The organism is Streptomyces sp. NPDC002276, assembly GCF_053891435.1.
The window spans coordinates 187,317-212,193 of sequence record NZ_JBSFCQ010000018.1; the positions used below are offsets into that span (position 1 = coordinate 187,317).

Annotated in this window: 19 protein-coding genes; 11 read left to right on the plus strand and 8 right to left on the minus strand. The window is 70.8% G+C overall.

Features of this window, described 5'->3' with window-relative positions; all coding sequences use genetic code 11:
- Positions 1–143: 143 nt before the first annotated feature.
- On the plus strand, positions 144–1,151 hold the full coding sequence (locus ACWIHT_RS36640) for a LacI family DNA-binding transcriptional regulator (protein WP_456172702.1): 1,008 nt from the start codon (positions 144–146) through the stop codon (positions 1,149–1,151).
- Between the two features lie 368 nt (positions 1,152–1,519).
- Here the strand turns inward: ACWIHT_RS36640 and ACWIHT_RS36645 are convergent, their stop codons facing one another.
- Positions 1,520–1,735: a DUF4177 domain-containing protein gene (locus tag ACWIHT_RS36645; protein ID WP_019056094.1), complete on the minus strand. Its 216-nt coding sequence runs from the start codon at positions 1,733–1,735 to the stop codon at positions 1,520–1,522.
- Between the two features lie 273 nt (positions 1,736–2,008).
- Here ACWIHT_RS36645 and ACWIHT_RS36650 point away from each other — a divergent pair, with 273 nt between their 5' ends.
- Positions 2,009–2,674, plus strand: coding sequence for a DUF6629 family protein (locus ACWIHT_RS36650; RefSeq protein ID WP_456172703.1), 666 nt, complete (start codon positions 2,009–2,011; stop codon positions 2,672–2,674).
- Positions 2,675–2,764: 90 nt separating this feature from the next.
- Positions 2,765–3,031: a DUF6959 family protein gene (locus ACWIHT_RS36655; protein ID WP_456172704.1), complete on the plus strand. Its 267-nt coding sequence runs from the start codon at positions 2,765–2,767 to the stop codon at positions 3,029–3,031.
- 11 nt (positions 3,032–3,042) lie between these two features.
- Here ACWIHT_RS36655 and ACWIHT_RS36660 read toward each other — a convergent pair whose 3' ends face one another.
- The gene (locus ACWIHT_RS36660; RefSeq protein WP_456172706.1) at positions 3,043–4,512 is read right to left on the minus strand and encodes an arabinose isomerase; all 1,470 of its coding nucleotides are present in this window, start codon (positions 4,510–4,512) and stop codon (positions 3,043–3,045) included.
- Positions 4,513–4,544: 32 nt separating this feature from the next.
- Positions 4,545–5,837: an MFS transporter gene (locus ACWIHT_RS36665; RefSeq protein ID WP_456172707.1), complete on the minus strand. Its 1,293-nt coding sequence runs from the start codon at positions 5,835–5,837 to the stop codon at positions 4,545–4,547.
- Between the two features lie 219 nt (positions 5,838–6,056).
- Between ACWIHT_RS36665 and ACWIHT_RS36670 the strand changes: the two genes are divergently transcribed.
- A complete protein-coding gene (locus ACWIHT_RS36670; RefSeq protein WP_456172708.1) occupies positions 6,057–9,989 on the plus strand; it encodes a glycosyl hydrolase in 3,933 nt (1,310 codons plus the stop codon).
- Here ACWIHT_RS36670 and ACWIHT_RS36675 read toward each other — a convergent pair.
- The gene (locus ACWIHT_RS36675) at positions 9,972–10,997 is read right to left on the minus strand and encodes a LacI family DNA-binding transcriptional regulator (protein ID WP_456172710.1); all 1,026 of its coding nucleotides are present in this window, start codon (positions 10,995–10,997) and stop codon (positions 9,972–9,974) included. The genes ACWIHT_RS36670 and ACWIHT_RS36675 overlap by 18 nt on opposite strands.
- A gap of 148 nt (positions 10,998–11,145) precedes the next feature.
- Here ACWIHT_RS36675 and ACWIHT_RS36680 point away from each other — a divergent pair, with 148 nt between their 5' ends.
- On the plus strand, positions 11,146–11,832 hold the full coding sequence (locus ACWIHT_RS36680) for a TetR/AcrR family transcriptional regulator (protein WP_456172711.1): 687 nt from the start codon (positions 11,146–11,148) through the stop codon (positions 11,830–11,832).
- Between the two features lie 37 nt (positions 11,833–11,869).
- On the opposite strand, the gene ACWIHT_RS36685 is transcribed toward ACWIHT_RS36680, so the two are convergent.
- Both ACWIHT_RS36685 and ACWIHT_RS36690 read right to left on the minus strand, forming a co-directional pair.
- Entirely contained in the window at positions 11,870–13,663 is a 1,794-nt protein-coding gene (locus ACWIHT_RS36685; protein ID WP_456172712.1) for a CocE/NonD family hydrolase, read from the minus strand.
- Between the two features lie 31 nt (positions 13,664–13,694).
- The gene (locus ACWIHT_RS36690) at positions 13,695–14,426 is read right to left on the minus strand and encodes a GPR1/FUN34/YaaH family transporter (RefSeq protein ID WP_456172713.1); all 732 of its coding nucleotides are present in this window, start codon (positions 14,424–14,426) and stop codon (positions 13,695–13,697) included.
- 394 nt (positions 14,427–14,820) lie between these two features.
- Between ACWIHT_RS36690 and ACWIHT_RS36695 the strand changes: the two genes are divergently transcribed.
- On the plus strand, positions 14,821–15,417 hold the full coding sequence (locus tag ACWIHT_RS36695; RefSeq protein ID WP_456172715.1) for an Imm21 family immunity protein: 597 nt from the start codon (positions 14,821–14,823) through the stop codon (positions 15,415–15,417).
- Between the two features lie 113 nt (positions 15,418–15,530).
- Here ACWIHT_RS36695 and ACWIHT_RS36700 read toward each other — a convergent pair whose 3' ends face one another.
- Positions 15,531–16,148, minus strand: coding sequence for a PadR family transcriptional regulator (locus tag ACWIHT_RS36700; RefSeq protein WP_456172716.1), 618 nt, complete (start codon positions 16,146–16,148; stop codon positions 15,531–15,533).
- A gap of 264 nt (positions 16,149–16,412) precedes the next feature.
- Here ACWIHT_RS36700 and ACWIHT_RS36705 point away from each other — a divergent pair, with 264 nt between their 5' ends.
- The 4 genes from ACWIHT_RS36705 to ACWIHT_RS36720 all read left to right on the plus strand — a co-directional run bounded on the left by ACWIHT_RS36705 (position 16,413) and on the right by ACWIHT_RS36720 (position 20,507).
- Positions 16,413–16,979 carry a hypothetical protein gene (locus ACWIHT_RS36705; protein ID WP_456172717.1) on the plus strand — a complete coding sequence of 189 codons (567 nt, stop codon included), beginning with the start codon at positions 16,413–16,415 and terminating at the stop codon, positions 16,977–16,979.
- 23 nt (positions 16,980–17,002) lie between these two features.
- Positions 17,003–18,364, plus strand: a complete 1,362-nt coding sequence (locus ACWIHT_RS36710; protein ID WP_456172718.1) for a carotenoid oxygenase family protein — start codon at positions 17,003–17,005, stop codon at positions 18,362–18,364.
- 100 nt (positions 18,365–18,464) lie between these two features.
- Complete coding sequence (locus tag ACWIHT_RS36715; RefSeq protein WP_456172719.1) at positions 18,465–19,127, plus strand: RNA polymerase sigma factor; 663 nt, start codon at positions 18,465–18,467, stop codon at positions 19,125–19,127.
- A 147-nt stretch (positions 19,128–19,274) separates the two neighbouring features.
- On the plus strand, positions 19,275–20,507 hold the full coding sequence (locus ACWIHT_RS36720) for a cytochrome P450 family protein (RefSeq protein WP_456172720.1): 1,233 nt from the start codon (positions 19,275–19,277) through the stop codon (positions 20,505–20,507).
- A gap of 3 nt (positions 20,508–20,510) precedes the next feature.
- Here ACWIHT_RS36720 and ACWIHT_RS36725 read toward each other — a convergent pair whose 3' ends face one another.
- On the minus strand, positions 20,511–22,499 hold the full coding sequence (locus ACWIHT_RS36725; protein WP_456172722.1) for a carboxyl transferase domain-containing protein: 1,989 nt from the start codon (positions 22,497–22,499) through the stop codon (positions 20,511–20,513).
- A 580-nt stretch (positions 22,500–23,079) separates the two neighbouring features.
- Here ACWIHT_RS36725 and ACWIHT_RS36730 point away from each other — a divergent pair.
- The gene (locus tag ACWIHT_RS36730; RefSeq protein WP_456172723.1) at positions 23,080–24,852 is read left to right on the plus strand and encodes a beta-ketoacyl synthase N-terminal-like domain-containing protein; all 1,773 of its coding nucleotides are present in this window, start codon (positions 23,080–23,082) and stop codon (positions 24,850–24,852) included.
- Positions 24,853–24,877: the final 25 nt, after the last annotated feature.

Sequence of the window (24,877 nt, forward strand, 5' to 3'; positions counted from 1 at the left end):
CGTTAACAGTTCGTCGATTCTGGGAGGCCCATGAGTGGGCGTCAAGGGTCGGGACGGACACGGTTCGGGCGCATGTCATCGGCCCGTCGGCCTCGTTGCGCGCGACGAGATCTGGAGGACGCGGCGTGGCCGGTCGTCCCAGGATGAAAGACGTGGCCGCGGCGGCGGGCGTGAGCGTGATGACGGTGTCCCGGGTGGTCAACGGCGAGGCGGGCGTGGCGCCCCGCACCGCCGCACGCGTCGAGGCCGCGGTCCGCAGGCTGGGCTATCAACGCGACGACGTGGCACGGCAGTTGCGCCGTACGGACCAGTTGAGCCAGACCATCGGACTGCTGGTGGACAACGTCGCCGACCCCTTCATGGCCGCCGTCGCCTCGGCCATCGAGGACATCGCCCACCGGCGCGGCAACATGGTCCTCATCGGCTCCAGCCGCGCCGACCCGCACCGCGAACGGGAGGTCGTCGCCGCGTTCACCGCCCGCCGGGCCGACGGTCTGATCCTCACCCCGGCCGCGGGCAGCCACCGCTTTCTGCGCCCGGCGCAGGCGCTGGGCACGAAGATCGTGTGCGTGGACCGGGCGGCGCCGGGCCTGGACGTGGACACCGTGGTGGTGGACAACTTCGGCGCGGTGGAACAGGCGGTACGCCATCTCGTCGCGCACGGCCACCGCCGGATCGGCTACCTCGGCGACCGACGCGAGATCTGGACCTTCGGCGAACGCCACCGCGGCTATCTGTCGGCCCTGAACACCGCGGCCATCGACGCCGACCCGGCACTCGTCCGGCACGGACTGCGCTCCGGCGCGGACGCCGCCCGGGCCGTCACCGCGATCTTCTCCGCCCCCGAACCGCCCACGGCCGTACTCGCGGGCAACGAGGTCCTCGCACTGGGCGCGCTGCCGGTGCTGCCCGCCGACGTCGCGTTCATCGCCTTCGACGACTTCGCCCTGGCCGCGCAACTGACCCCACCGGTCACCGTCATCGCCCAGAACCCGGTCGCCCTCGCGACAAGCGCCGCGCACCTGCTGTTCGCCCGCATCCACGGGGATGCGTCACCGGCACGCCGGGTGGTGATGCCGACGGAGTTGATCCCGCGGGGGTCGGGGGAGATTCCGGGGCCGGGCGGGCCGCTTCCGGTTCTTCGGGGTTGACGGCTTTTGGCCCGCGCTCCGTGCATGAAGTGGGCTGTCGCGTAAGGCTGGTGGGGCGGATCGGGGGCCTGGTGCGTCTTCTTTTGCGGGCGGTGGGCTTCTGTTGTTCGCCCGGGTTTACGGGGGCCCTTCACCGCCGCGCCAGGTGGTCATGCCGACCGAGTTGATTCCGCGGGGGTGGAGGCGATGCCGGGACCCGCCGGGTCGCTCCTGGTTCCTCGGTGCTGTCGACTCGCGGCCCGCGCAGGGAGTCGGTGGCCTGCTCGGGGCCATGTCGCGGACGCGGGGCCCGGCACGTCCTGCTCCGCCTTGCGGCTGGACGTGCCGGGCCCCGTTCACCGGCACCGGTCGGTCGCCGTTTCCAGGCGCTACGCGCGGGGCCGCTCGAAGGTGAGGAGGAGGCCCTCGACCGCGCCGGGGCCTATCCGGCCCTTGACGTCGGCGGCGGTGATCGCCTTCAGGCCCCAGCCGTCCTCGGCGTGCTTGTTCAGGACCTTCTCCAGCTTGTCGCTGTCCAGCGCGTCGCCGATCAGCGACTCCCGGAAGCTGACGACCTTGTACTCGAACGTGTAGGCGTTGCTCATGGCTGCGATGTCCTCCTGTGCGCGCACGGTGTGCGGTGGGCGGGTTCAGCCAATCACGGGAGGACGCTCGTGCGCAGGCCGGGGGTGGTTTCGCGGCCCGGCCGTCAACTGGGCCCAAGAGCAGGTGCGTTGGGTGAGCCGGGGGTCGAGAGAGGCCCTGTGGGTGTGTCATCACGGCGCGCAGCCGCCGTCGTGTCACCCGGGACGGGGCGGGGAGGAGACGTAGCGTGACCGCTGACTCGGGCCGATGCGAGCGGATCCCCTGGAGGTGCGATGTGCTGGAGTGCGAAGGCTGACCTCGTGGCGGGCGCGGCGGTCGCCGCCGTCGGCGTGGCCTGTGTGGTCCGGACCCGCCGCCCGTCCGATCTCCTGCTGGCCGCGCTGCCGTTGGTGCTGGGCGCCCATCAGATCGTGGAGTCGGCGGTATGGGCCGCGGACGGGGGTACGGGACCCGCCACCCTCGCCTGGGCGGTCATCGCTCTGCCGCTGCTGGCGGTGTATGTGCCGGTGGGCGTGTGGTGCGTGGCCCCACGCCGGGCACGGGCCCGCCTCGGTGTGCTGGTCGTGGTCGGTGCGGCGACCGCGGCGGCCCTTGCCCATGCCCTCGTCGCGGCTCCGGTGAGGGCCGAGGTCCGCGGCCACACCCTCGGCTACGTCGTCGACCTCCCGCATGCCCAACTGGTCATCGCCGGTTACCTCGTCGCGACGGTCGGCTCGCTGCTGCTGTCCGGTGACCGCGGGCTGCTGGTGCTGGGGATCCTGGTCGCGGTCGGCGCGCTCGTCTGCTGGACGCTGTGGGAGCTGGAGTTCGTCTCGACCTGGTGCGCGGTCGCCGCGGTGTCGTCGGTGGTCCTCTTCTTCTGGGTGCGCGGCAGGGACGGGGAGCCGGGGAAGCGCCCGTACGCCGGTGTGTCGGGGGGTCGGTCCGCACGACCGTGACGAGGACAGGGGCGCGAATCCGGTGGAGCCCAACGTGCACTGCGTACAACTTCGTTGATGTCGGGCGGTGCTGTCGGGTTGGATGGCGCCATGGAACGCGTTGACGTAGAGCTGTTCACTGACGGCGGGAATGACGCCGTGGTCCGTCTGCCCGGGCGCCGGTTTCCCGGTGTGCTGATCCAGGGCGACTCCCTGCGCATACTCCGCAGCGATGTGGCCGAGGTGGTCGAGGCCTGCGAGCGCGGCGACCTCGCCGAGGCGGAGGAGTCCGCGGGGCTGTTGCTGGCAGGCCTCGACGCGCTGCTGAACCGCTACTCCGTGGCGCTGGCGAACCACAGCATCCAGGCGCCCTACTGATCCGACCGCGCTCACACCTCCCGGTGCTCGATGCCCAGCAGGCTCGCGGCGGCGCGGAAGTCGGCGGAGTGGTGGCCCAGCGCGAGGGACCAGTGGTGGCCGACGCCCGTGGCGCTCCACGCGTCGACCCACTCGCCGGGATCGCGGCCGAAGTCGACCCGGCTGGTGGTGTTGCCGATCGCGAGCAGCGGTCCGGGTACGACGCTGCCCTGCGAGGTGATGAACGACAGAGAGCCGTCGGCGTCCTGGCCCAGGCCGAGCAGGGTCACGGGACCGTGCTGGACGTCGAACTCCACGCTGACGCCCCAGCCGCGCTTGCCGTGGTAGACGCCCAGGCCGCGCAGCAGCGGGTCACGGGCGCTGACCGCGAGGTGCGCGGGCCCGTCGTGCCCCATCTCCACCACCCCGTCCTCGAAGTCGAGGGCCTGGATCTCGGTGAAGGAGCCACCGGCGCCGATGCTCTGCGTCGCCAACTGGGCCAGGCTGGTGCGGAGTTCGTACTCGCCGGCGGCCGGCACACCCCGGGCGGTGAGCAGGGAGGCGCCCAGGATCATGCCGGCGCCGAGCCGTTCGTGGAGTTCGCCGTCGAGGCCGCGGTGATAATAGGCGAGGGTGTCGAGGCCGAAGTCCTCGACGAGCCGGTCGAGCGCGACCGACACGGTCGCTCCCCACGCGAGGTCCTCGTCGACCACGGTGTCGTCCACGGCGAAGATCCGCCGGGCGAGCGCCGTGCGTTCACGGGTCTCGGCTTCGCTCACCCGCTCCACGCGTTGCCGTAGATCGTCGAACTCCAGCACCTCGACATGCGAGCCGAACGTCGCCGGGAGCAGCGTCAGATCGGTCGACACGTCGAGCATGCCGGGATACAGGTGTCCCATCAGACCGTGCCGGGCGTGCCGGAGCGCGGCCCGGACCCGTGCCGCCCTGACCCACTGTTCGATGCGCCGCCAGGCCGACTCCTGGCGCAGCCAGCCGGACACCGACCGGAAGGGGATGCCGGCCCGCCGGAAGACATTGCCGACCTCGGGCACCGGGCACTGCCCGCAGTAGGCGAGCCAGGCGCCGGTGTCGAAGGAGGCGTGGTCCATCCGCTCGGACGGCTGGAGGTCGATGACCAGCACGGGGGTGTGCGAACGCTGGGCGATCGGCAGCACCATCGACGAGGTCAGATACGTGGTCAGGAACAGCACGATCAAGTCGCAGTCCGCGCGCCGGAGTTGCTCGGCCGCCGCCGCTCCCTCCATCGCGTCGGAGATGAAGCCGACGTCGGTCACCTCCGTGTCCATCCGCTGGAAGCGCTCGGCGACGTACGCGGACGACTCCCTCAACTGCGGTAGCAGGTCCGGGAATTGGGGCCAGTAGGCGCCCAGACCGCCCGCCACGAGTCCGATCCGGGCGCGGCGGCGGGACACCGGGGGGAGCAACTCACGCAGGACCGCGGCGCGTTCCGATGTCACGGTCAAGGGGTCGGTCGTTGTCATGCGGGATGTTCCTTCCGGGTTCCGGTGTGGACTCAGGTCCGGGCCACGCCGAGTCCCTTGACCCGAGCGGCCGTTGCCTCGGGGGAACGCCGGATGAGGGTGTGGATCACGTACACGCCCGCGACGCCCGAGGCCGCCATGCAGAGAGTTATCGACCACAGCAGGACGGAGGCGCTGTAGTCCATCAGGGCGGGCGTGACGAACGCGACGCCCGCGAAGACCCCGCGTGAGAGGGCGTAGGTGAGCCCCTGTGTGGTGCCGCGGGTGTCCGGGGGCAGTGTCAGCTGCGACCACACCTTGTAACTGGCCTCCCCGGCGAAGGGGTTGGAGATCTGGTAGAGCACGAAGAAGACGAGCATGCCGACGAGGGCGCCGGCCGTGACGGAGGCGATGCAGAAGGCGACGACCTGCACGACCGTGAACACGTAGAACAGCCGGTCGCGCCAGGGTGTGTCGGCGAGCCGGACGAAGACGAAGGTCAGCACCAACGCGATCGGCAGGAAGGCCAGGTTGATCCCGGTGGCCAGGCTCTGCGAGGCACCGCTGACCGTCACGAGCAGGTAAGTGCCGAACTGGCCGAAGGTGTTGGCGCCGATGCCCCAGGTGACGTAGTAGGCGAAGGTCGCGACCATCGGCACCAGCGTGGCGCGGTTGCAGATGTTCTTCAGCTCGATGCCGCGCGGCACGGCCTCCTGCGGCGCCACTTCCTCCGTCGGCTCGTCGGGCAGTTCCAGCCGGGAGCGGAGCTGCCAGGTGACGAGCGCGGCGACGACCAGATGGCCGGTGATGAACCGCGCCCCGGTCAGGCCCGTGTCGGACAGGAGATAGCCGAGGAAGATCACGACGACGATGCCCAGCACCCACATGACCTGGGTGAAGGACACCAACCGCGCCCGGCCCTCGGGAGGCGCGGCATCCGAGACCACGGCCAGGGACGTCGGCAGATCCGCACCGGCCGCCAGCCCCGCGACGAGCACGCCGACGAAGAGCACGACGTCGTTCGGCGCCAGCGTGATGACGATCGCGCCCACCGCGTAGCAGAGGATGTCCAGGTTGTAGACGCGGCGCCGCCCGAACAGGTCGGCGAGCCGGCCGCCGACGAGGGAGCCGACGGCGATGCAGCCGGTGACGATCGCGCTGATCGCCCCGGCCATCCACACGCCCATGTCGTAACTGTCGCGGTAGATGGCCAGGTTGACGGCGATGCTGACGATGAGCGCGGCGTCCAGGTAGGAGGCCATGCCCGAGAGGGCGGCGACCTTCCACAGGTGCTTCGGGATGGGCTGTTCCGGGCGTGCCTGTGCAGCGGGCAGGAATCGGCTCATGGTGCGGCTCCTCGCGGCTCCGGGGCCGGGGTCGCAGTGAATATAGGGTTCGGAAAACGTTCCAACAAGTCCCCTTGCGCCATTCGACGTGAAGAAGTGTCGGCCTTCTTCCCGCTCCCCGTCACCGGTGCCAACATTGCAGGTGGCAGACGGCTGGGTCGACCAAAAACGTTTTTGATCCATGTGGGTGACCGAGCCGCACTCGGAAGGACCGCCGACGTGATCTCTCCCGCGCTCCAGCAGCTCTTCGACGCCCCGCCCCGGGACTTCGGCCCCACCCCGCTGTGGTGGTGGTCCGGCGCCAAGGTCACCCGCGAGCGGCTCCACTGGCAGCTGCGCAGATTCGCGGACGGCGGCGTCCACAACCTCGTGGTCATCAACCTCGCCCCGGCAGGCCCGAGTTTCGGCGCCCGGACCGACGACCCGCCGTGGTTCGGCGAGGAGTGGTGGGACCGCTTCACCGACACCTGCCGCATCGCCCGCGACATCGGCACCCGCCTGTGGTTCTACGACCAGCTCGGCTTCTCCGGCGCCAACGTCCAAGGAGCCGTCACCCGACGGCACTTGACCGCCACCGGCCGCGCACTGCGCTCCCGCGCGGCCACTGTCTCGGACGGCACGGTCGCCCCGTACGGTGCCGAAACCCTCGTAGCCGCCTACGACTTGACGGGCCGTCGGCTACCCGTGACCACCCTCGACTCCGGCGCCTTCCGGATCACGGCCGCGGACGGCACGGACGTCCAACTCGTCGTCGCCGTCCCCACCGCCTTCGACTACCTCTCCCCGCACGCCGGGCAACTGCTGCTGGACGCCGTCCACCACGAGTACGACCGCCGAGTCCCCGAGTACCTGGGCAACGTCATCGCGGGCAGCTTCCAGGACGAACTGCCCGCCACGAACTCCTGGAGCCCCCGCTTCCCCGAGGAGTTCCGCGCCCGCCGGGGCTACGACCTGCTCGACCACCTGCCCGCCCTGTTCGGCCCGGCCGACGCCCGCGCCGCGAAGATCCGCGCCGACTACTACGCCGTCCGCGCCGAACTCACCGAAGGGGCCCTCTTCAAGCCCCTCGCGGCCTGGCACGAGGAACGCGGCATGCTCGTCGGAGCCGACCAGAGCAACCCCGCGCGAGCCGGGTTCCCGGCCCAGTCGACACAGCTCTACACCGACTACTTCCGCACCCACCGCTGGTACGGCGCGGTCGGCAGTGACCACCACGGCGACTCCAAGGTCCACTCCTCCATGGCCCACCTCTACGGCCACGAGCGCGTCTGGATCGAGGCGTTCCACTCCTCCGGCTGGGGCGGCACCCTCGCCGACACCTACGACTGGCTGCTGCCGTTCCTGCGTGGCGGAGCCAACCTGTACAACCCGCACGCCAGTTACTTCGGCACCGCGGGCGGCTGGTTCGAGTGGGCACCGCCGTCCACCGACTGGCGCCAGCCCTACTGGCAGCAGTACCCGGCGTTCTCCCGCGCCGTCGCCCGGATCTGCTCGATCATGTCCTGGGGCACCTACAGCGCCGAGGTCGCGGTCCTGCACCCCACCGCCACCATGCAGGCCCTCATTCCGCTCGACGCACCCGTCCACCACTTCGGCGACTGCCGCCTCGGCGACGACCACGCTGACGTCGACGAGACCCAGGAGCACTACCTCGGCCTGTGCGGCACGAACAACTGGCTCGGCCCGCGCGTCGGTTCACTGGACCGCCACCGCATCTCCTTCGACGTCATCGACGACGCCTCCGTGCAGCGCGCCACGGCCGACGAAGGCGCCCTGCGCGTAGGGGACTTGGCGTACCGCGCCGTTTTGCTGCCCTCGGCGAGTGTCCTGGAGGAGGAGACAGCACGCCGACTGACCCAACTCCTCGACGCGGGCGGCCGGGTGGTGGTCGTGGGCCGTCCGCCCGCCTCGGCCGCCGGACTGGCCGGTGACGACTCCGTCGTGGCGGCCCTGCTGAAGCACCCACGGCTGGAGCGGGCGAGCGACGCCGAGGGCGGCGCGGCGACGGTGGCGGACAACGCCGGACACGCGACCGGCGAGCTGCCACTGCTCGTCAGGAGAAAGGGAGTTGAGGGGGTGGCTCTGGTGACAGCCGCCTTCCCCGATGCCCGCACCTTGCCGGGAGACGCCAACCACCAGGCGGACCCCACCCGTTACGCCCGCCACACGACCGTCACCGTGCGCGCCGAGGTCGCCGAGGCCGAGATCTGGAACCCGGCCACCGGCACCCGACAGCGGGCTGACATCGCGGTCCGCGACGGCAGTTCGACCATCGCGGTGCCACTGGAGGGCGTTCCCGCCGTTCTCGTCGTATGGCGCGAAGGCACCCCACCGACACCCCGGACGTCCGCACCGCCACCGAGGCCGGAACGGACGACCGACCTCTCGGACGGCTGGGAGGGCCGCCTGGTCCCCACCATGGACAACACCTGGGGCGACCTGGCGCTCCCGGCGGGCTCGTCCGTCGCCGCACCGCAGATCTGGACCATGCGTTGGACCGAGACGGACGGCCCCGACGCCAACTGGCAACCCACCCGCGCGACTTACGGCAACCGGGTCCGCGTCCTGCCTCCGACACCGGGCTCCCAGGCCCCCGAACCACTGGACGGGGCAGGCGTCGAACGAGTCCTCACCGATTCCCTCCCCCTCACCCCCTCGGACGAGGACTGGCGTGTCTCGCTGTACTCGTCGAGCCGAGGGATCCCGGAGCCGGACGGTCTGCTCGGCAACAAGGGGCTGGTGAACGAGGAGTTCGTGCGCGTCCCCGTGCCCGGGCCCGGAACGGTCGCCAGGATCCGGACGATCGTCGAGACGGACCACCGCGGACCCGCCGACCTCCACGTGGGCGCCGCGGCGGTCAAACGGGTATGGTGGAACGGCGAACTCCTCGACACCGCCGCCGGATACCTCACCACCGCACGCGTGACGGTCGCACGGCCCCGCAACGTCCTCGAATACGAACTCGCCGACGCCCAGGACAGGCCGCTGCTCATCTCCGGCACCGTGGGCACCCCTCTGGGCAGCTACTTCTGCCTGACCCGACCGGATGGATTCGTCCCGCGCCCACAGTTCATGTGCTTGCCCGAGGGCGTACGACCGGATGGCGGCGTCACCTATCGAGGCCGCCTGCGCGCCTCCGGAGAGGCGGTACTCGTGGTGGGTGCCGCGGTGGGTGTCACCGTCCTTCTCGACGGGACGGTTGTCGCCCGTCAGGAGAAGGCGGAGTACTACGAGTCCGACTGGGGCGCCGTACCGATGTTCTTCCGCCACCAACTCGCTCTGGAGGAAGGCGAACACGTACTGGAGGTCGTGGCCGACGCCGTCCACCCGCGCGAGGCGGTCTTCGTCGACTGCGTGGCCCGCACGGAGTCGTCGGTGAACTCCTTGAGCAGCGGAGCCGGTTGGGAGGCCGAGACAGGGGAGTGGCGCGGCCGGACCATCGAACACGACGGTCGCTGGGGGGAGTTGCAGCACTGCTACGCGGCCGTACGACCGCACCCGCTGCCGGAGACCGAGTGGCTGACCGGCGTGCCGGTACTGGGCGCCGCCGTACTGCCCCTGCGGTCCACGGACACCGTCCGCCCCCGCGCGCAGCGCTTCCGTTTCACCGTCCCGGCGGGCACCGTAGCGCTGGACCTGTCACTGGAGTTGGCGGCGAGGGTACGGGATCTCGACGGTGAGGTGTTGACACTGGATCAACCGCTGTCGGAGGCAACGGAGTTGGAGATCGTCACCGAGCCCACGGCCGTCCTGCGGGGCGGCTCCGCCTGGCGCGGACCGGTGCGCGTCCGTACCGTACCGGCACGACTGCCGCTGGGGGACTGGCAGTTGCTGGGGTTGGGCGGCTGGAGCGGTGGGGTGACGTACTCGCGGGAGGTGGAGGTGCCGGACGGGCCTGACCCGGTATTGGACCTCGGGCGGGTGCGCGGCAGCGTGTCGGTCGCTGTCGACGGGGAGTGCGTCGGCGAGGCGTTCTGTCCGCCGTACCGCTTTCAACTCCGGGGCGCCGCAGGGCGGTCGGCCCGTCTGGACGTGACGGTCAACAACACCCTCGCCCCCTATGTGGCGGAAGCCACCCCCACCGCCTGGGCTTTCGCGTCCCAGCTCGCGTCGGGGCTGATGGGTCCCGTGACGCTACGAACTCCGGTCTGACAGGGGCCGTGTGGAGTCGCGCAGGACGAGGTCGGGGGCGAACACCCTTGTCTCGTGGGCGTGTTCGGCGCGGGCCTCCACCTCGTCGAGCAGCATCCCCACGGCCGCCCGGCCCAGCTCCTCGACCGGCTGCCGTACCGTCGTCAGGGTCGTCCCCACGAAGCTCGCTATGTCGAGGTCGCCGTAGCCGACCACCTGTACCTCCTCGGGTATGCGCACACCGCGCTCACCCAGTCCACGGCAGAGACCGGCGGCGAGGAAGTCGTTGGTGCAGAAGACTCCGTCGGGCAGTTCGTCGAGGCCACGGGCGATCTCCAGGCCGTACGCCACCGTCATCTCGTCGGCGACGAGTTGGCGCAGCCGTGCCTCGCGCCGGCTGCGGACGGCCTGGCGGGCGCCCTGGTGGCGGTCCGCGCACTGCACGATCCCGCGCTCGCCGTTCACGACGAGGATGTCGCGTGCCCCGCGGTCCAGGAGGTGCTGTACGGCGATCCGGCCGCCGGCGATGTCGTCGACGGAGACGGAACAGCCGTCCTGGGCAGGCAGCGCGCGGTCCGCGAGCACCAGCGGGATGCCGCGTTCGCGGAGCCGGGTGAGCCGGGTGGGATCGGCGCCGAGCGGCACCACCACCGCCCCGACGGCCCGTTGCTCGACCAGCATCGTGAAGTAGCCCTGCTCGCGCTCGGGATCGTCTCCGCTGTCGCAGAGCACCAGCGAGTAGCCGTGGTCGTAGGCCGCGTCCGCCGCGCCCCGTGCGATGCGCGAGTAGAAGGAGTTGGCCACGTCGGGCAGTACCAGGCCGATCGAGGACGAGTGGCCGGTGCGCAGACCGGCGGCACCCGGATGCGGCACGTAGTCGAGGGCGGCGACCGCGTCGCGGACCCGCTCGGCGGTGCGGGCGTTGACCCGCTCGGGCCGGTTCAGGACGTTCGACACCGTGGACACCGAGACTCCCGCGGCGGCCGCGACATCCTGAATACGGGCGGGGCGAACCTGGATGACGTCCACCCCCCCTCGCTCTGACAGCCGCGCGACCAGGCACGACACGGTCCTCATGGGCGCGGAAAGTCTACCTCGGGAGGTGTTGGAACGTTTTCCGCGGGGTACACATGCCGAACGCGAACCCGGCCGTGATCAACGGGTCTAGCATGGCGGCATGGCTGAGGGTGTTGGGGCTGATGGTCCGACGGAGGGCGACCGCCCGCTGAGGCGCGATGCCGCCCTCAACCGGGAGAAGATCCTGCGTGCCGCGCGGGAGGTCTTCGGCCAGCACGGGCTGGGGGTCACGCTCGACGACGTGGCCCGGCACGCCGGCGTGGGGGTCGGCACCGTGTACCGGCGCTTCCCCGACAAGGACAGCCTCGTACGGGCCCTGTTCAAGCAGGATTTGAAGATCCGGCAGGAGTCCGCCGAGCGGGCGCTCGTCCATCCGGACCCGTGGCAGGGGTTCGTCGATTTCCTCACGGACATGGGGGCCGATCTCGCCGAGAATCGCGGCCTGCACGAAGTGATCATGTTGGGGAGCCACAGTTCCGAGCCCTTGGAGACCGCGCGCGGCGGCATGCTCCCCTTTCTGGAGGCCCTGATCCGGCGGGCCCAGGAGAGCGGGGACCTGCGCCCGGAGATCAGTCCTTCCGACATTCCCGTCATGGTGGAGATGCTGAGCGCCGCCAGCCAGTTCACCCAGGGCAGGCGGCCCGACATCTGGCGGCGCTGCATCGAGATTCTGCTGAACGGCGTCCGGCAGCGTCCCGACAACCTTCCCCTGACGACACCGAGCCTGGGCAACGAGACGGTGGAGCAGGTGATGGGGCTGGTCCGGCCGGCCCCGACAGAGGAGTAGCAGGTCTGCCGTACGGGCAGACCTGCCATCCGTGTCGTCAGGAGGACGGTCCCCAGTCGTCGCGGCTGGGCGTCGCCGAACTCGGCGTCGTGAGCGGCAGGTTGACGAACGACGCCGCCTGTGGGGAGCGTTCGATCGTGTAGATGCCGCCGGTGAGGTTCGCCGACTCCTGCGGGGTCGGGGCCACGGGGAAGTGGAAGTCCGCCGGTGGTTGGCTGTCGATGCTGATCTGTATGCGGTAACCGGCCGGAATCCTGGTGAAGTTGGACAGCAGCGAGATGTCGTACCTGGTCGTCTGTCCCGGGGTCACCGGGTGCTGTGACGCCTGGGTGAAGGGGTGGTTCGGTTTGAGCAGGGTGCCGTTGTCGCCGTACCAGCTCTCCTGGGTGTCCAGCGCGCGCTGACTGCCGAGGAGGATGCCGTCGGCCTGCTTGGTGACCGTCCCGTCCGGTGCGACGATGCTCAGCTTGGCGGAGAGTTCGGTCTCCGGTGTCGTCGACCTGGCGTAGAGGGTGACGTCGGTCGGGCCGTTCAGCAGGGCCGCCTTGGTGAGCGGGGCGGTGGTGTAGGTCAGGGTGTTGGCCGCGGTCGCCGCACTCCAGGTGAGGGTGTCGCTTCCCTGTCCGGACGGCTTGCCGGTGGTGAGGGAGCCGTCGCCGAGGTAGTAGGTCCGGGCGTCGGAGGACAGCGGCCAGGCTGCGCTGTCGACCCAGCTGTTCGCGCCGTTCTCGAACAGGTGCAAGGGAGTTGAGGTGTCGGCCATGCCCGTGGGCGCGTCCTTGAGCCAGGTGTCGAACCACTCCAGGCGAATGGCCTGAAGCGTCGCCTCGTTGACGTGTTCTCCGTGCGTCCAGGGCCCGACGATCGCCTGGTAGCGGCCGGTGACGGGTTCACCCGCGGCGATCGGATCGGTCAACGGCCGGTGGTAGTAGGCGTTTTGGGCCGCCACATAGGCGCCCAGGTTGCCGCCGGGGAAGAGGTCGTTCCAGCCGGCCTCGGACAGCGCCGGAATGTTGTTGGCCACGATGCGCGGCATGAGCTTCTGTACGTCGAGGGCCTGCCAGTACGCGTCGTCGTACGAGCGTGAACCGCCCGAGGCCTGCTGGGAGATGGTCACCGACTGCGGGTCGGTGGCGGGATCGTCCTCGGGGCCGCGCGGCTCGGCCTGGGCGATACCGGCCACGAACGGGGTGGGGATACCGCCGTTGGCGGTGAGGTCGTTGTAGAAGTCCGAGTCGGTGCAGAACGGTGTGATCGCCTTGAGCGCGGAGTGCTTGCCCACGGCCGCCGCGGTGAACCACTGGTTCACCCCGAGATAGGAGCAACCGTCAAGCCCCACCTTGCCGTTGGACCCCGACAGCGTATGGGCCGCCCAGTCGACGAGGTCGGCTCCGTCCTTGCCCTGCCGGTCGCCGAACCAGTCGACCTGCCCGCCGGAGTCGCCGGTGCCGCGTATCGCGGAGGCCACGTAGATGTAGCCCCGCTGTACGAAGTAGGTGCCGCTGTCCGTGGGGTCGGAGCGCTGAGCGCCGTAAGGGTTCTGGGTGAGGAGTACGGGGAACGAGCCCGACGCGCGGGCGCCGGTGCTCGGGTCGGTCGGATAGACGACCTCGACGGCGATCTTCACACCGTCGTCCATGGTGACGGTGGTGTGGACGGGCGCGCTCGCCGTGTAGGCGGCGGCGGGCGGCTGCCAGGCGGTCGCGTGTGCGGGGAGTGCGGTGGCCGTCGTCTGCCCGGCCGCGACCAGGAGGAGCACCGCGGCGGCGCTGCCGAGCGCGGAGTATCCATGGGGCGACTTCAGCCGGTCTCTTGCCTTGGGCTGCTTCATGCGGCTCCTTGAAGTGGGGGAGGGGTCCTCGTCACGCCGTCTGCGGGACGGCCTGTCGGCCGCGGTTCAGGGCGAAGAGCGGGAACACGACGCGTCCGCGCACCTCGTTGGTCAGCTCGGCCAGCACCAGATAGAAGGCGACGGCGGCCAGGGCGATCTCGACATAGCCGGCGGTGTGCAGCACCGAATCGCTCGGGACGCCCGCACTCGAAGCCCCCAGGTAGGCGATCACCAGCAGCACGATCGTCAGCGTCAGCAGGGCGAACGCGGTCACGGTCACCGCGTTGGTGCCCAGACTCGCGCCGGCGAAGACCAGCGTGACCACGAGCCAGGCGAGCAGGAACAGCCCCAGCGACTGCATCACCGCGTGACCGCCCTGAGCGGCCGCGGCTTCGGCCGTGGCCCCATGGGCCTTCGCGGCGGCCGCCGCGTTGCCCGCGATGTGCGGTGCCGCCCAGAACTCGATGACGGTGTAGCCGAGCCAGAACGCCCCGTACGCCGTCAGGAAGGAGGCCGTGAACGTCGCTCCGGCCGCCAACGCGAAGAAACCGGCGACGAGTTGGACGATGCCGCCGTAGAAGAAGGTCCCCGCCAGCACGATCGTGCCGTCGGCCGCGTCGATGACGCCGGCGGTGTGCAGGCCGAGGATCAGCGAGCACCACGCGAACCCGGCCGCCCCCACGGCTGTCGCGTGGCCGATGTGGGAGGTGATGCCGGTGGGTACCGGCGGGCTCTGGGCATCGTGAAGCGACACTTCAGTCATGGTGATCACCCTTCTGGAATGCCGACAGCCGGGGCGTCCGACCCGGGCCGTCAACCGAATGGTCGGTAGTTTGGAAAGGGCTGATCGAGGCTGTCAAGGGATCGAACCGAAGTGGAAAACGCGCCCTGGGCGGCCTCGGCGTCGGTGATGCGCAACGAGGACGTCGTCCTGCCGTCGGCATCGTCCCAGGTGGGAAGAGGTTTTCGCCTTCGTCTCGGAGAGGCGGGGCGCGGGGCTTCCGGGGCCGAAGAAAGTGGAGATATATTCTCCGAAACGAGGAGGGTCGGTGTCCTCGTTGGGCGTCCGGGGGAGGAGGCGGCGGGAATGTTCGCACCGGGTGGCTGGGCCGCGCCTTCCCGAGGGCGTTGTCAGTGGGTGCGGGCACACTGGCGGCATGGACTCGATCTCGCCCGCCGCCACCGATGTGTCACCCACCTCCCCTGTCTGGGTGGAGTCGATGGGCGGACCCCTGATAGCCGTCCCCGTCCCCGCGTTGGCCGATTGGCACGGGTGCACGGAGAGCGGTGTCATGGTGGGCGACGGCACGGCTCCGGACGACTACGACCGGGCCTGCGCGGTGGACGATCTAGCCGGTGTGATCTCCGTCGGCGCGAGCGGTGCACGGGTGCTGGTCCTCGCGGACGAACCGGCCACCAGCTGCTATGTGCCGGAGCGCAGGGCATTCCTGCGGTGGCTCGGCGCCTCTTCCGAAGCCGGCCTCAGGGCCGCTGTGGAGTCGGTGCTCGCGGACCCCGCCGCCCCGTGGGAGGAGTGCGGCGAGTGGGTGTCGGACGGCCCGGCCGTGCTCATGGACTCCGCCGAAGCGGGTGGCGAGTTGGGGGTCGAGTATCCCGGCGGCGGGTCGCCCGCCCAGGCGCCGGTCCCGCTGCCCGCCGGCCGCTGGAGGGTCCGGGCCGTCCATCTCGATGCGGACGAGGAGAACCGGGTCGGCCTGGTCCAGCTGCTGCCCGCCGAGGAGGCCTCCGCCTGAGGATCCGGGCGTTACGACGTTCCGCCGGGAGGTCGCTAGCCGCGTGGTGCGTACGCCGTTCGGCCGGGAAGCCGCTAACCGCGTGGTGGGTGCGACGTTCCGCCGGGCGGCCGCTACCCGCGTGGTGCGTCGGAGGTGTCCGCGGTGCTCGGCCCCTGCGCGTCGATCTCCTTGGCGGGAGCGGCTGTTGGACCCCCGTCGGGATCCACCGCGTGCCCCGCGCGTAGCTGGTCGGCGGCCCAGCGGGCCCACTCCTGCTCCAGGACCCGTTGGCGAATGCCGTGCTCCAGGACGAGCCTGCCGCACACGGTCAGCATGTCCTTGTCCCAGTCCTCCGTGTCCCGCAGGGCGACCAGGGTGTCGTGCTCCTTGGCCGAGGCCTCCGCGTGGTCGAGGAGTCGCTGTACCGCTTCGTCGCGCGGCAGGAGTCCCAGGAAGAAGGTCTGTAGCAGCATCGGGTTGCGCTGCGGCCTGCTCTCCCGGCTCTCGGTCAGCCAGCGCACCGTCTCCGCGTGCCCTTCGGGGGTGAGCGAGTACTGCTTGCGTCCCCGGGGGCCCTCCTCCGTCACCTTGATCAGGCCCGTCGCGTCCAGCTTCGTCAACTCGCCGTAGATCTGGCTCTGCTTGGCGGGCCAGACGTATCCGAGCGAGGTGTCGAACATCTTCAGCAGGTCGTAGCCGCTGCCGGGGCGGAAGACGAGGAGGCCCAGGAGGGCGTTGCGGAGGCTCATGCCGACAACACTAACCCGTGTCACTCCAATAGTGACAGGTCGAAAACTACCCCTGCGGATTCCGTGCGCCGGGCGGGGAGGACGTGTGGAGGTCGGGCGCGGTCGTCAACGTTCGTGCAGGTAGGGCGAGTTCGGGCGCGGCGGGGCGATGCGCCGGTGGACTTTCGTTCAATATTCCGACCTTGACATGTTGTTTGCGGAGCATCTAGCTTCCACCTGTCAAAGTTGGAACGTCGAACTGCGAGGAAACACATCGTGGGCATCATGGGCTATTTGCGTGGGTTCGTCCCATGGATCGTGGCGGGCTTCGTCTCCGCCGTCGACTGGCGCTGGGGCGCGGTGGCCGGCTGTGTCTCCGGCCTGCTGCTGCTCCTACAGGACCGGCGCAGGGGAGTGGCGATGGACGCCTTGATCCTGGAGATCAGCACCATCATCTACTTCGTCATCGTCGGAGCGATCGCCTTCAGCTCGCCCGACTCGTCCGTCCAGGACCACAGCGACGTCATTTCCTTCGTCTGGCTCGCCGGTACGGCCTGGGGCAGCGTGGCCCTCCGCAGCCCCTTCACCCTCGGGATCGCCCGCCGGCAGACACCCGAGGAGTACTGGAACACCCCCGGATTCCTCTCCGTCAACAACGCCATCACGGCCGCCTGGGGAGCCGGGTTCACCTTCATCGCCGTCGTACTGGCCATCAGCAACGCGACCGACGCGCCCGCCTGGGTCGGTATCACCGCCCATGTCGTCGGCCTGGTCGCCCCCGCGGTCTTCACCTCGATCTACCCCAAGCGGGTCCAGGCGCGCCTCGAAGCCCTGCTGGCAGCGAACGCCTGACCGTCGTCCGAAGGAAATTCCCTGTGAGTACAGACAACATCCCTCCGCACCTCGCCGGAAACTTCGCCCCGGTCCCCGACGAGATCACGGTCACCGAGCTGAAGGTGACCGGAGCCGTCCCGCCGGAACTCACCGGCTGGTATCTGCGCAACGGCCCCAACCCGCACGAGGCGGCCTCGGCCCACTGGTTCACCGGCGACGGCATGGTGCACGGAGTCCGCCTCGACGGCGGCCGGGCGACCTCGTACCGCAACCGCTGGGTCCGCACCCCGACCCTCGCCACGGGCGCCCAGGTCTACGGCCGCGACGGCGAGATGAACCTCGCCGCGGGCGTCGCCAACACCCACGTCATACGGCACGCGGGGCGCACCCTCGCCCTCGTCGAGACGTCGTTCCCGCAGGAGTTGAGCCGCGAGACCGGGCGTGAACTGGACACGGTCGGCCCCTACGACTTCGACGGCCGCCTGCGCACCCCGATGACCGCCCACCCCAAGACCTGCCCGGTCACCGGTGAGCTCCACTTCTACGGGTACGGAGGGCTGTCGGCGCCCTACCTCACCTATCACCGCGCCGACGCCGACGGCGAGTTGACCGTCAGCCGGCCGATCGACGTCCCGGCGCACACGATGATGCACGACTTCTACCTGACCAGGAACCATGTCGTCTTCATGGACCTGCCCGCCGTGTTCAGCATCGAGCGGGCCATGGATCCGGACGGAGGCATGCCGTACGTCTGGTCCGACACCTATGGAGCCAGGCTCGGCGTGCTGCGCCGGGACGACCCGCACGGGGACATCCGCTGGTTCGACATCGACCCGTGTTACGTGTTCCACACCCTCAACTCCTTCGAGGAGAACGACGGTCGGCGTCTCGTCCTGCTAGGCATGCGCTACCCGTCGCTGCGGGACGGCGTCACCGTGGCGACGGCGGCCCACCTGTGGCGGTGGACCATCGACCTCGTCACCGGTGCCGTCACGGAGGAGCAACTCGACGACCACCCGGGCGAGTTCCCCCGCATCGACGACCGACTCGCGGGCCTCCCCGCGGAGTTCGGCCACGCCACCGCGGCACCCGTACCGGAGCTTCCGCAGTACGACCCGGACGAGTCGCGTGCCGCGATCCACCGGTACGACCTCCGCAAGTCGAGCGTCGCCAGCCACTACTTCGCTCCGGGACGCTTCCCGGGCGAGGCGGCCTTCGCCCCCTCCGACGACCAACCCGGCGGCCCCGGCTGGCTCATGACGTACGTCTACGACGCCTCGACCGACCGGAGCGACCTGGTGATCCTCGACGCCGACAACCTCACGCGGGAGCCGGTGGCCACCATCCACCTGCCCCGCCGGGTACCCGCCGGATTCCACGGCAGTTGGCTGGCGGACGCCTGACCCGCATGAACGGTGAACCGTCCTCCGGGCCCCGCACCCGGAGGACGGCTCCCGCCGAAGGGCGGCGCAGAGCCGGACGGATGCCGAAAGGGATCGGGTGATGGGGGAGGCCGTCGAAGCGGCGGGCGGCGAGGACGTCCTGCTGACGCGTGCGGCCCAGTCCGGTGAAGTCGCCGCGCTGGGGCTGCTGTTGGAGCGGCACCGGGGCGGGATGCGCGCGGTGGCCCTGAGCATTCTGGGACCGGGCGCAGACGCCGACGACGTGATGCAGGACGCGGCGCTGACGGCGCTGCTGCGGATCGGCGATGTCCGTGAGCCGGAGGCCGTGGGGGCATGGCTGCGGATGATCGTGCGCAACGCCAGCCGGTTGGTGCTGCGGGACGCGGGCCTGGTCCGGCCGGTGAGTGAACTCCCGCTGGTGGCAGTGCAGTTGGGCCCGGAGCAGTGGCTTGAGCGGAACGCGCTGCGTGACTGGGTCTGGGCGGCCCTGGCGGAACTCTCCCCGGAGCTGCGGATGCCCCTGCTGCTGCGCTACTTCGCCGCCGAAGCCACCCCGTACGAGCGGATCGCGGTCGCCTGCGGGATTCCGGTCGGCACCGTGCGCAGCCGGCTGAGCCGGGGCCGCGCCAGGATGGCGACCGCCCTCGCCGCCACGGCGGACATCCCGCACGCCCCCGCCGAACAGCGGATCCGCGCGGGACGCGTCGAGGCCCACGCGTTCCTCGCCTCCGCCGACGGAGTGCGGGTCGCGGGTGCGCGGTGAGCGCGGCTCGTGACAGGGCGGTGACAGGGCGACTCCGGTGCCCGTATGGGCATATGCCCGTCGTCACCGGGTCGTCACCGCGGGCGCGCAGGCTGGCGGTCCACGGCCGGGGAGCGTCCCGGTACCCGTCTGCGTGCTGGAGGAACGGTGTCGGACAGAGTCGCGAGGACCAGGACCCTGAACCAGTACCTCGACCCGTACCCGTACTTCGGACGGCTGAGGGAGGCCGGTCGTGTGGTCCGGATCCGGACGGCCTTCGCGGGTGAGGGCTGGCTCGTCACGCGCCACGAGGACGCCCAGAGCCTTGCCAAGGATCCGCGCCTGAGTGTGGACGTCCGCCGAGCCGGTCCCGAACTGCGCTGCCGTATGGACGAGTTCGGGTTCAGATTCGGGGACTGTCTGCCCGAGACCATGCTGATCATGGACCCGCCGGCGCACACCAGACTGCGTCGGACGGTGGCGAAGGAGTTCACCCCCCGCCGGGTGGCCGACCTCGCCTCCTACATCGAGGACACGGTCGACAGGCTCCTCGACCCACTCCCGCCGGACGAGCCGGCCGACCTGGTGACCGCCCTGGCGGAACCACTCCCGACCATGGTGATCTGCCGGCTCCTGGGACTGGGCGAGCAGGACGCCACGTATCTGCGCCCGCTCGTCTCCGCGCTGACCGAACTTCCCGTGGACCCGGAGGTCGCGGCCCGGGTCGCGGAGGCGCGCGACGCCGTGTGGACGTATCTCTCCCACCTGGTCGAGGAGAAGCGGCGCACCCCCGACGACGGGCTGCTCAGTGCCCTCGTCCGCGCCCACGACGACGAGGGGCGGCTCACCGACACCGAACTCACCTCGATGGCAGGGGTGTTGTTCGCCGGGGGTGCCGAGACCACCACGCAGATGATCGGCTCCGGCCTGCTGCTGCTCCTGCGCCATCCCGAGCAGTGGGCCCGGCTCGTCGACTCGCCCGAACTCGTCCCCTCGGCGGTCGACGAACTGCTGAGGTTCGAGAGTCCCGTGACGCTCGGGCTCATCCGCTTCGCGGCCGAGGACATCACCCTCGACGACGTGACCATTCCCCGCGGGGACCTCGTCTTCGTCGGGGTCGCCACCGCCAACCACGACCCCCGCCGCTTTCCCGACCCCGAACACCTGGACGTGGCGCGCCGAGACAACCCCCATCTGGCCTTCGGGCACGGGCCCCACTACTGCCTGGGCGCGCCCCTGGCCAGGCTCGAACTCCAGGTCGTGCTCTCCGGGCTCCTGCGGCGGTATCCGCGGCTGGAGCCCGCCTGCCGCCCCGTCGACGTGCCCTGGCGCCCTTCGGCCCTGCGCGGACCGGCGTCCCTGCCGGTCCGGCTCGGCCCGCGCGCGGCGACGGCCCGGTGAGGTTCAGGCACCTGTCCGCCGGCTGCGGAAGGTTCCGAGGAGCGTGCTCACCACCGTTCGGGTGGCCTGCGGGGCGATCGTGCCGTCCAGCGCCTCGGCCGTGAGGTCGGTTCGTGCGCGGGGCCACGCGTAGACGGCGTCCGCGCCGGACTCGCGCGTTCCCATGACCAGCCCGGACCACCCCTGCGACCGGCCCACGATCACGGTGACTCGTGGCACCTCGGCGCCCAGGAAGGCGCGCAGCAGTTCCGAACCGGCGACCTCCGGCAGGGACCCGGCACCGGACGCATCGCATCCGGGGAGCCGCGGAGTGTCGACCAGGACCAGCAGGGGAACGTTCCACAACGCGCAGAGCTCGACCATCCGCGTCCCCTTGCGCACCGCCTGCGCGGTGAGCGCTCCGTCGCCCACCAGCGGATTGTTCGCGATGACACCGACCCGTTTGCCCTCGATCCGGGCCAGCCCCGTGAGGAGACTCGGGCCACGCTCGGCGGTGAGTTCGAGCCAGCTGCCGGAGTCGATCATCCCCGTGATGACGGCACGCATGTCGACGGGCGGTTCGAAGGCCCCGAAGTCCTCCGTCGAGGGCGGCACTTCGGGCACCCAGGGCAGGGTCAGGTGGTCGAGCAGCTCACGTGCGCCCGCCGCCGCTTCGGCCACGCTCCGCGCCTCGATCTCGGCCGCCGGATACCCGTCGGACTCCGCCGGGGCGTCCGGACGCACGCGGATGTGTACGTCCCCGAGTGCCACGGCCCCGGGGAGCCGCACCGCACCGTCGCCGGACGAGATCACCAACCGGGGTACCACGCTCCGCAGTTGCACGAGCGACCGCAGGATCATCACCTGGTGGGCGGGCGTCCGGGAGGCGAGGCCGGGGCGGTGTCCGGGTTCGCCGAGCAGGAGGACCACGGGCAGGCCGGCCTTGCGCGCGTAGTCCAACGTCCGCAGGACGCCCTGGACGTCGAGGGCGGGCGTGGGACTCCCGTCGTGCACCACGGCGACCGGGAAGCCTCCGATGCGGTAGACGCCCGCCGAAGCGGTCCGGTCGCGGTGGGACGGAGACGACGGCGTCCCGGAGGCTCTGGGCGCCGACGGACCGACCAGGCACACGGGTGACTCACGGTCAACCACCTGTTCCAGCAAGCCGGTTGAGGACGTGCGGTCGTGCTGCTCCGGGGTGTCGGCGCGTACGGGGCGCGTCCGCGGAGGTAATCGGGTGACCGGAGGCCGGGCCGGCGCCTGGTCGGGTACGCGCCGGGGACGGGGCGGGGGTGGCCGCCGTACCGTGCGTGCGTCCACGCCGAGATCGTCGCGCAGCGCTCTGCGGATGCGCTGTTCCACCTGCCGGGCCTCAAGCGGTCTGCCCGACCGGGACAGGGCCGTGGTGAGGAGGCGGCCGAGGGCCTCGTCGTAGGGATCCTCCAGGAGCAGGGCCTCCAACTCGGCGACCGCCTGCGCGCAGTGGCCCAGGGCCAGGCGGGCCGACGCCAGCCGCTCGGCGGCCTCACGCCGGGCCGCCTCCAGGCGGTTCGCCAGGCGCCCGCCGCCCGCGCCCGTCGACGTCCCCTCCAGCACCGGGCCCCGCCACAGGCGCAGCGCCGGTTCGAGGATCTCCACGGCGGCGGCGTCCTCCGTGCGGGCCAGTGTCCGCGCGCGGTTCAGCTCGGCCAGGAACTGCCCGGCGTCCGACTCCGAGGACGAGACCTTGAGGGCGTACCCCGCCGCCCTGGTCAACAGCCGTTCCGCGCCCGGCCCTTCGGGCTCCCACTGGCGCAACGCCCTTCGCAGGCGCGTCATATGGGCATGAACGGCTCGCAGCGGGGAGCGGGGGGTGTCCTCACCGTACAGAGCGTCCGCGAGCCGGTCGGTGGAGACGACCATGGAGTCCGCGGCGAGCAACTCCGTGATGAGCGTGGCCTGGAAGCCCCGTACGCATTCGACCGATCCGTCCGACCGTTCCACTCCCAGTGACCCCAGGACCTGCAACCTCACGGCGCACCGGTCCGGTCGGTCGGCTGTGGTCCGGGTGTCGGGGTTCTGCTGTCGCCATCGGGTCGCTGGGGTGGTGGTGCCATCGGTGGTCCCTCCGGAAGGAGTTGGCTGCGGGGGTGGTCGGTCGGTGCGGCAACCTGGTGGACGCGGGCCCGAGACCGTGTGTCGACCGGTCGGCTCGGGACCCAATAGCGCACCCATTCAACGGAGATGATGGATTCGCAGTTCAACGGTGAAGTGATTGTGAACGCGATGGTGAACGGATTCCCGGCAGGCGCGGAAATTCGTGGGCAGTGCACAGATTCCCGGGCCGTGGGTGAAGCCGCTGGTGGTCTTCGGGCGGGGCCTCGACGGTGAGCGCCCGACCGGAACGGTGCTACGGCCGCGGCGCGAGACGGTTCCGGAGGTGGATCGTCAGCTTGCGTGGCCGTGGTGACGGCCCGGTGACGTCTGGCATATGCCACGGTCGGTGGCGGCGTCGGGCTGTCACCTCCTTGTCACGGGTGGTGCCTAGTGTGGCGCAGCCCGAGCGTCACGAGGAGGTCGTGTGCACCCCGAACCACCGCTCCCCGAACCGCGGTTGACTGAGTATCAGACCCCCGAGCCCGTCGCGGTCATCGGTCTGTCCTGCCGGACGGCCGGGGCCGACGACACGGACGCGCTGTGGCGGTTGCTGCGGGACGAGCGCCGGCTCATCGCACCGGTGCCCGAGCGGCGGGTGCCTTCGGTGGACCCGGGGCACATCGACGCGCGGCCGTTCCGGGCGGCGCTCCTCGACGACCCCGCCGGGTTCGACGCGGCCTTCTTCGGCGTCTCCCGGCGGATGGCCGCGTGGATGGACCCCCATCAGCGCATGCTCCTCGAACTGACCTGGCACGCCCTTGAGAACGCGGCTATCGCACCGGAGCGGCTGCGCGGCACGCCGGTCGCGGTGTTCGCCGCCGCCCCCATGGCCGACTACCGGGAGCGCATGATCCGGGCGGACGTCGTGGACAGCGCGGCATTCCCCGGCACCCTGATCACGTTCACCCCCAACCGGATCTCGTACCAGTTCGACTGGACCGGTCCCAGTTACGCCATCGACTCGGCCTGTTCCTCAGGGCTTTCGATCCTGGCTCCGGCCGTGCAGGGGCTGCGCGGCGGGGAGTTCCCGCTGGCCGCCGTCATGGCCGCCAACATCACCTGCAACGGCTTCTACACCAGCAGCGCCTACCAGGCGGGCGCACTGTCCCCCACCGGCACCTCCATCCCCTTCAGCTCCCATCACGACGGCTACATCCGGGGCGAGGGCGGCGCCTGCCTCCTCCTCAAGCTGCTGTCCGACGCGCGGCGCGACGGCGACCCGGTGCACGCGGTGATCCGCGGTGTCGGCCTCGCCCACAACGGCAGGGCCGGCGGCCTGACCGGAAGCGACGCCGCCGCCCAGACCCGGCTGTTCCTGCACACCGCCCGCACCGCCGGCGTCCCGGTCTCCTCCCTCGGCTACATCGAGGCCCACGGGACCGGCACCGGAGGCGATCTCGCCGAGGCGACAGCCGTGACCGACGCCCTTCGTACGGAACTCAACGCGCCGCGAGCCCAAGTGGCCGGGCCCGAGGGAAAGTTGTGGATCGGCTCGGTCAAGTCGAACATCGGCCACCTCGAATGCGCCGCGGGCCTCCTCGGCATCGTCAAGGCCGTCCTGATCCTGCGCCACGGCCTCGTCCCGCCGATCGCGGGCCTCGCACACGCTCACCCCGACCTGCCGTTCACCGACCTGCCAGTCGCGCTCGCCGACCGTCCGGTCGCCTGGCCCCGCGACACGACCGTACGGCGTATCGGGGTCAACTCCTTCGGTGTGGGCGGTGCGTTGGCGCACGCCATCATCGAGGACGCGCCCGAAGCGACGGCGAGTACGTCGGCTGGGACACCCTCCGCCCCATCGGCCGTCCCCCTGTCCGCCATGAACCGGGCGGGACTGTCCGCCTTGGCCGAGTCCCTGGCGGAGACCTTGCGCGGGCCGCAGCCGCCCGCTCTGGCCGCCCTCGCGTGGACGGCCCAGACGGGCCGGGCGGCGCTGCGGGAGCGATGTGTTCTCGTGGCCGCCGACCTCGCCGAACTGGCCGACGGACTCCAGGCGTTGGCGGTGGAGCGGACACACCCGTACGTGGCGACGGGCGCAGGCAGGGACGCGCTCGGACGACTGCCCACGCCCCTGGCCCACACCGCCGGCGACTGGCTCGACGGACAGTCCGTCGACTGGGCCAAGCACTGGCCCCACCCCCAACTCCAGCCACGTCGACCCGACTTGCCCTTCTACCCGTTCCAGCGCCGCGCGCACTGGTTCGACGCCCAAGGATCACTCGCCCACTGATCACCCGATCGTCACGACGACAGGA

Coding starts and splice junctions, on each gene's coding strand:
- ACWIHT_RS36640 (WP_456172702.1), top strand. CDS start 144: ATGAAAGACGTGGCCGCGGCGGCGGGCGTGAGCGTGATGACGGTGTCC.
- ACWIHT_RS36645 (WP_019056094.1), bottom strand. CDS start 1,735: ATGAGCAACGCCTACACGTTCGAGTACAAGGTCGTCAGCTTCCGGGAG.
- ACWIHT_RS36650 (WP_456172703.1), top strand. CDS start 2,009: ATGTGCTGGAGTGCGAAGGCTGACCTCGTGGCGGGCGCGGCGGTCGCC.
- ACWIHT_RS36655 (WP_456172704.1), top strand. CDS start 2,765: ATGGAACGCGTTGACGTAGAGCTGTTCACTGACGGCGGGAATGACGCC.
- ACWIHT_RS36660 (WP_456172706.1), bottom strand. CDS start 4,512: ATGACAACGACCGACCCCTTGACCGTGACATCGGAACGCGCCGCGGTC.
- ACWIHT_RS36665 (WP_456172707.1), bottom strand. CDS start 5,837: ATGAGCCGATTCCTGCCCGCTGCACAGGCACGCCCGGAACAGCCCATC.
- ACWIHT_RS36680 (WP_456172711.1), top strand. CDS start 11,146: ATGGCTGAGGGTGTTGGGGCTGATGGTCCGACGGAGGGCGACCGCCCG.
- ACWIHT_RS36685 (WP_456172712.1), bottom strand. CDS start 13,663: ATGAAGCAGCCCAAGGCAAGAGACCGGCTGAAGTCGCCCCATGGATAC.
- ACWIHT_RS36690 (WP_456172713.1), bottom strand. CDS start 14,426: ATGACTGAAGTGTCGCTTCACGATGCCCAGAGCCCGCCGGTACCCACC.
- ACWIHT_RS36695 (WP_456172715.1), top strand. CDS start 14,821: ATGGACTCGATCTCGCCCGCCGCCACCGATGTGTCACCCACCTCCCCT.
- ACWIHT_RS36700 (WP_456172716.1), bottom strand. CDS start 16,148: ATGAGCCTCCGCAACGCCCTCCTGGGCCTCCTCGTCTTCCGCCCCGGC.
- ACWIHT_RS36705 (WP_456172717.1), top strand. CDS start 16,413: ATGGGCTATTTGCGTGGGTTCGTCCCATGGATCGTGGCGGGCTTCGTC.
- ACWIHT_RS36715 (WP_456172719.1), top strand. CDS start 18,465: ATGGGGGAGGCCGTCGAAGCGGCGGGCGGCGAGGACGTCCTGCTGACG.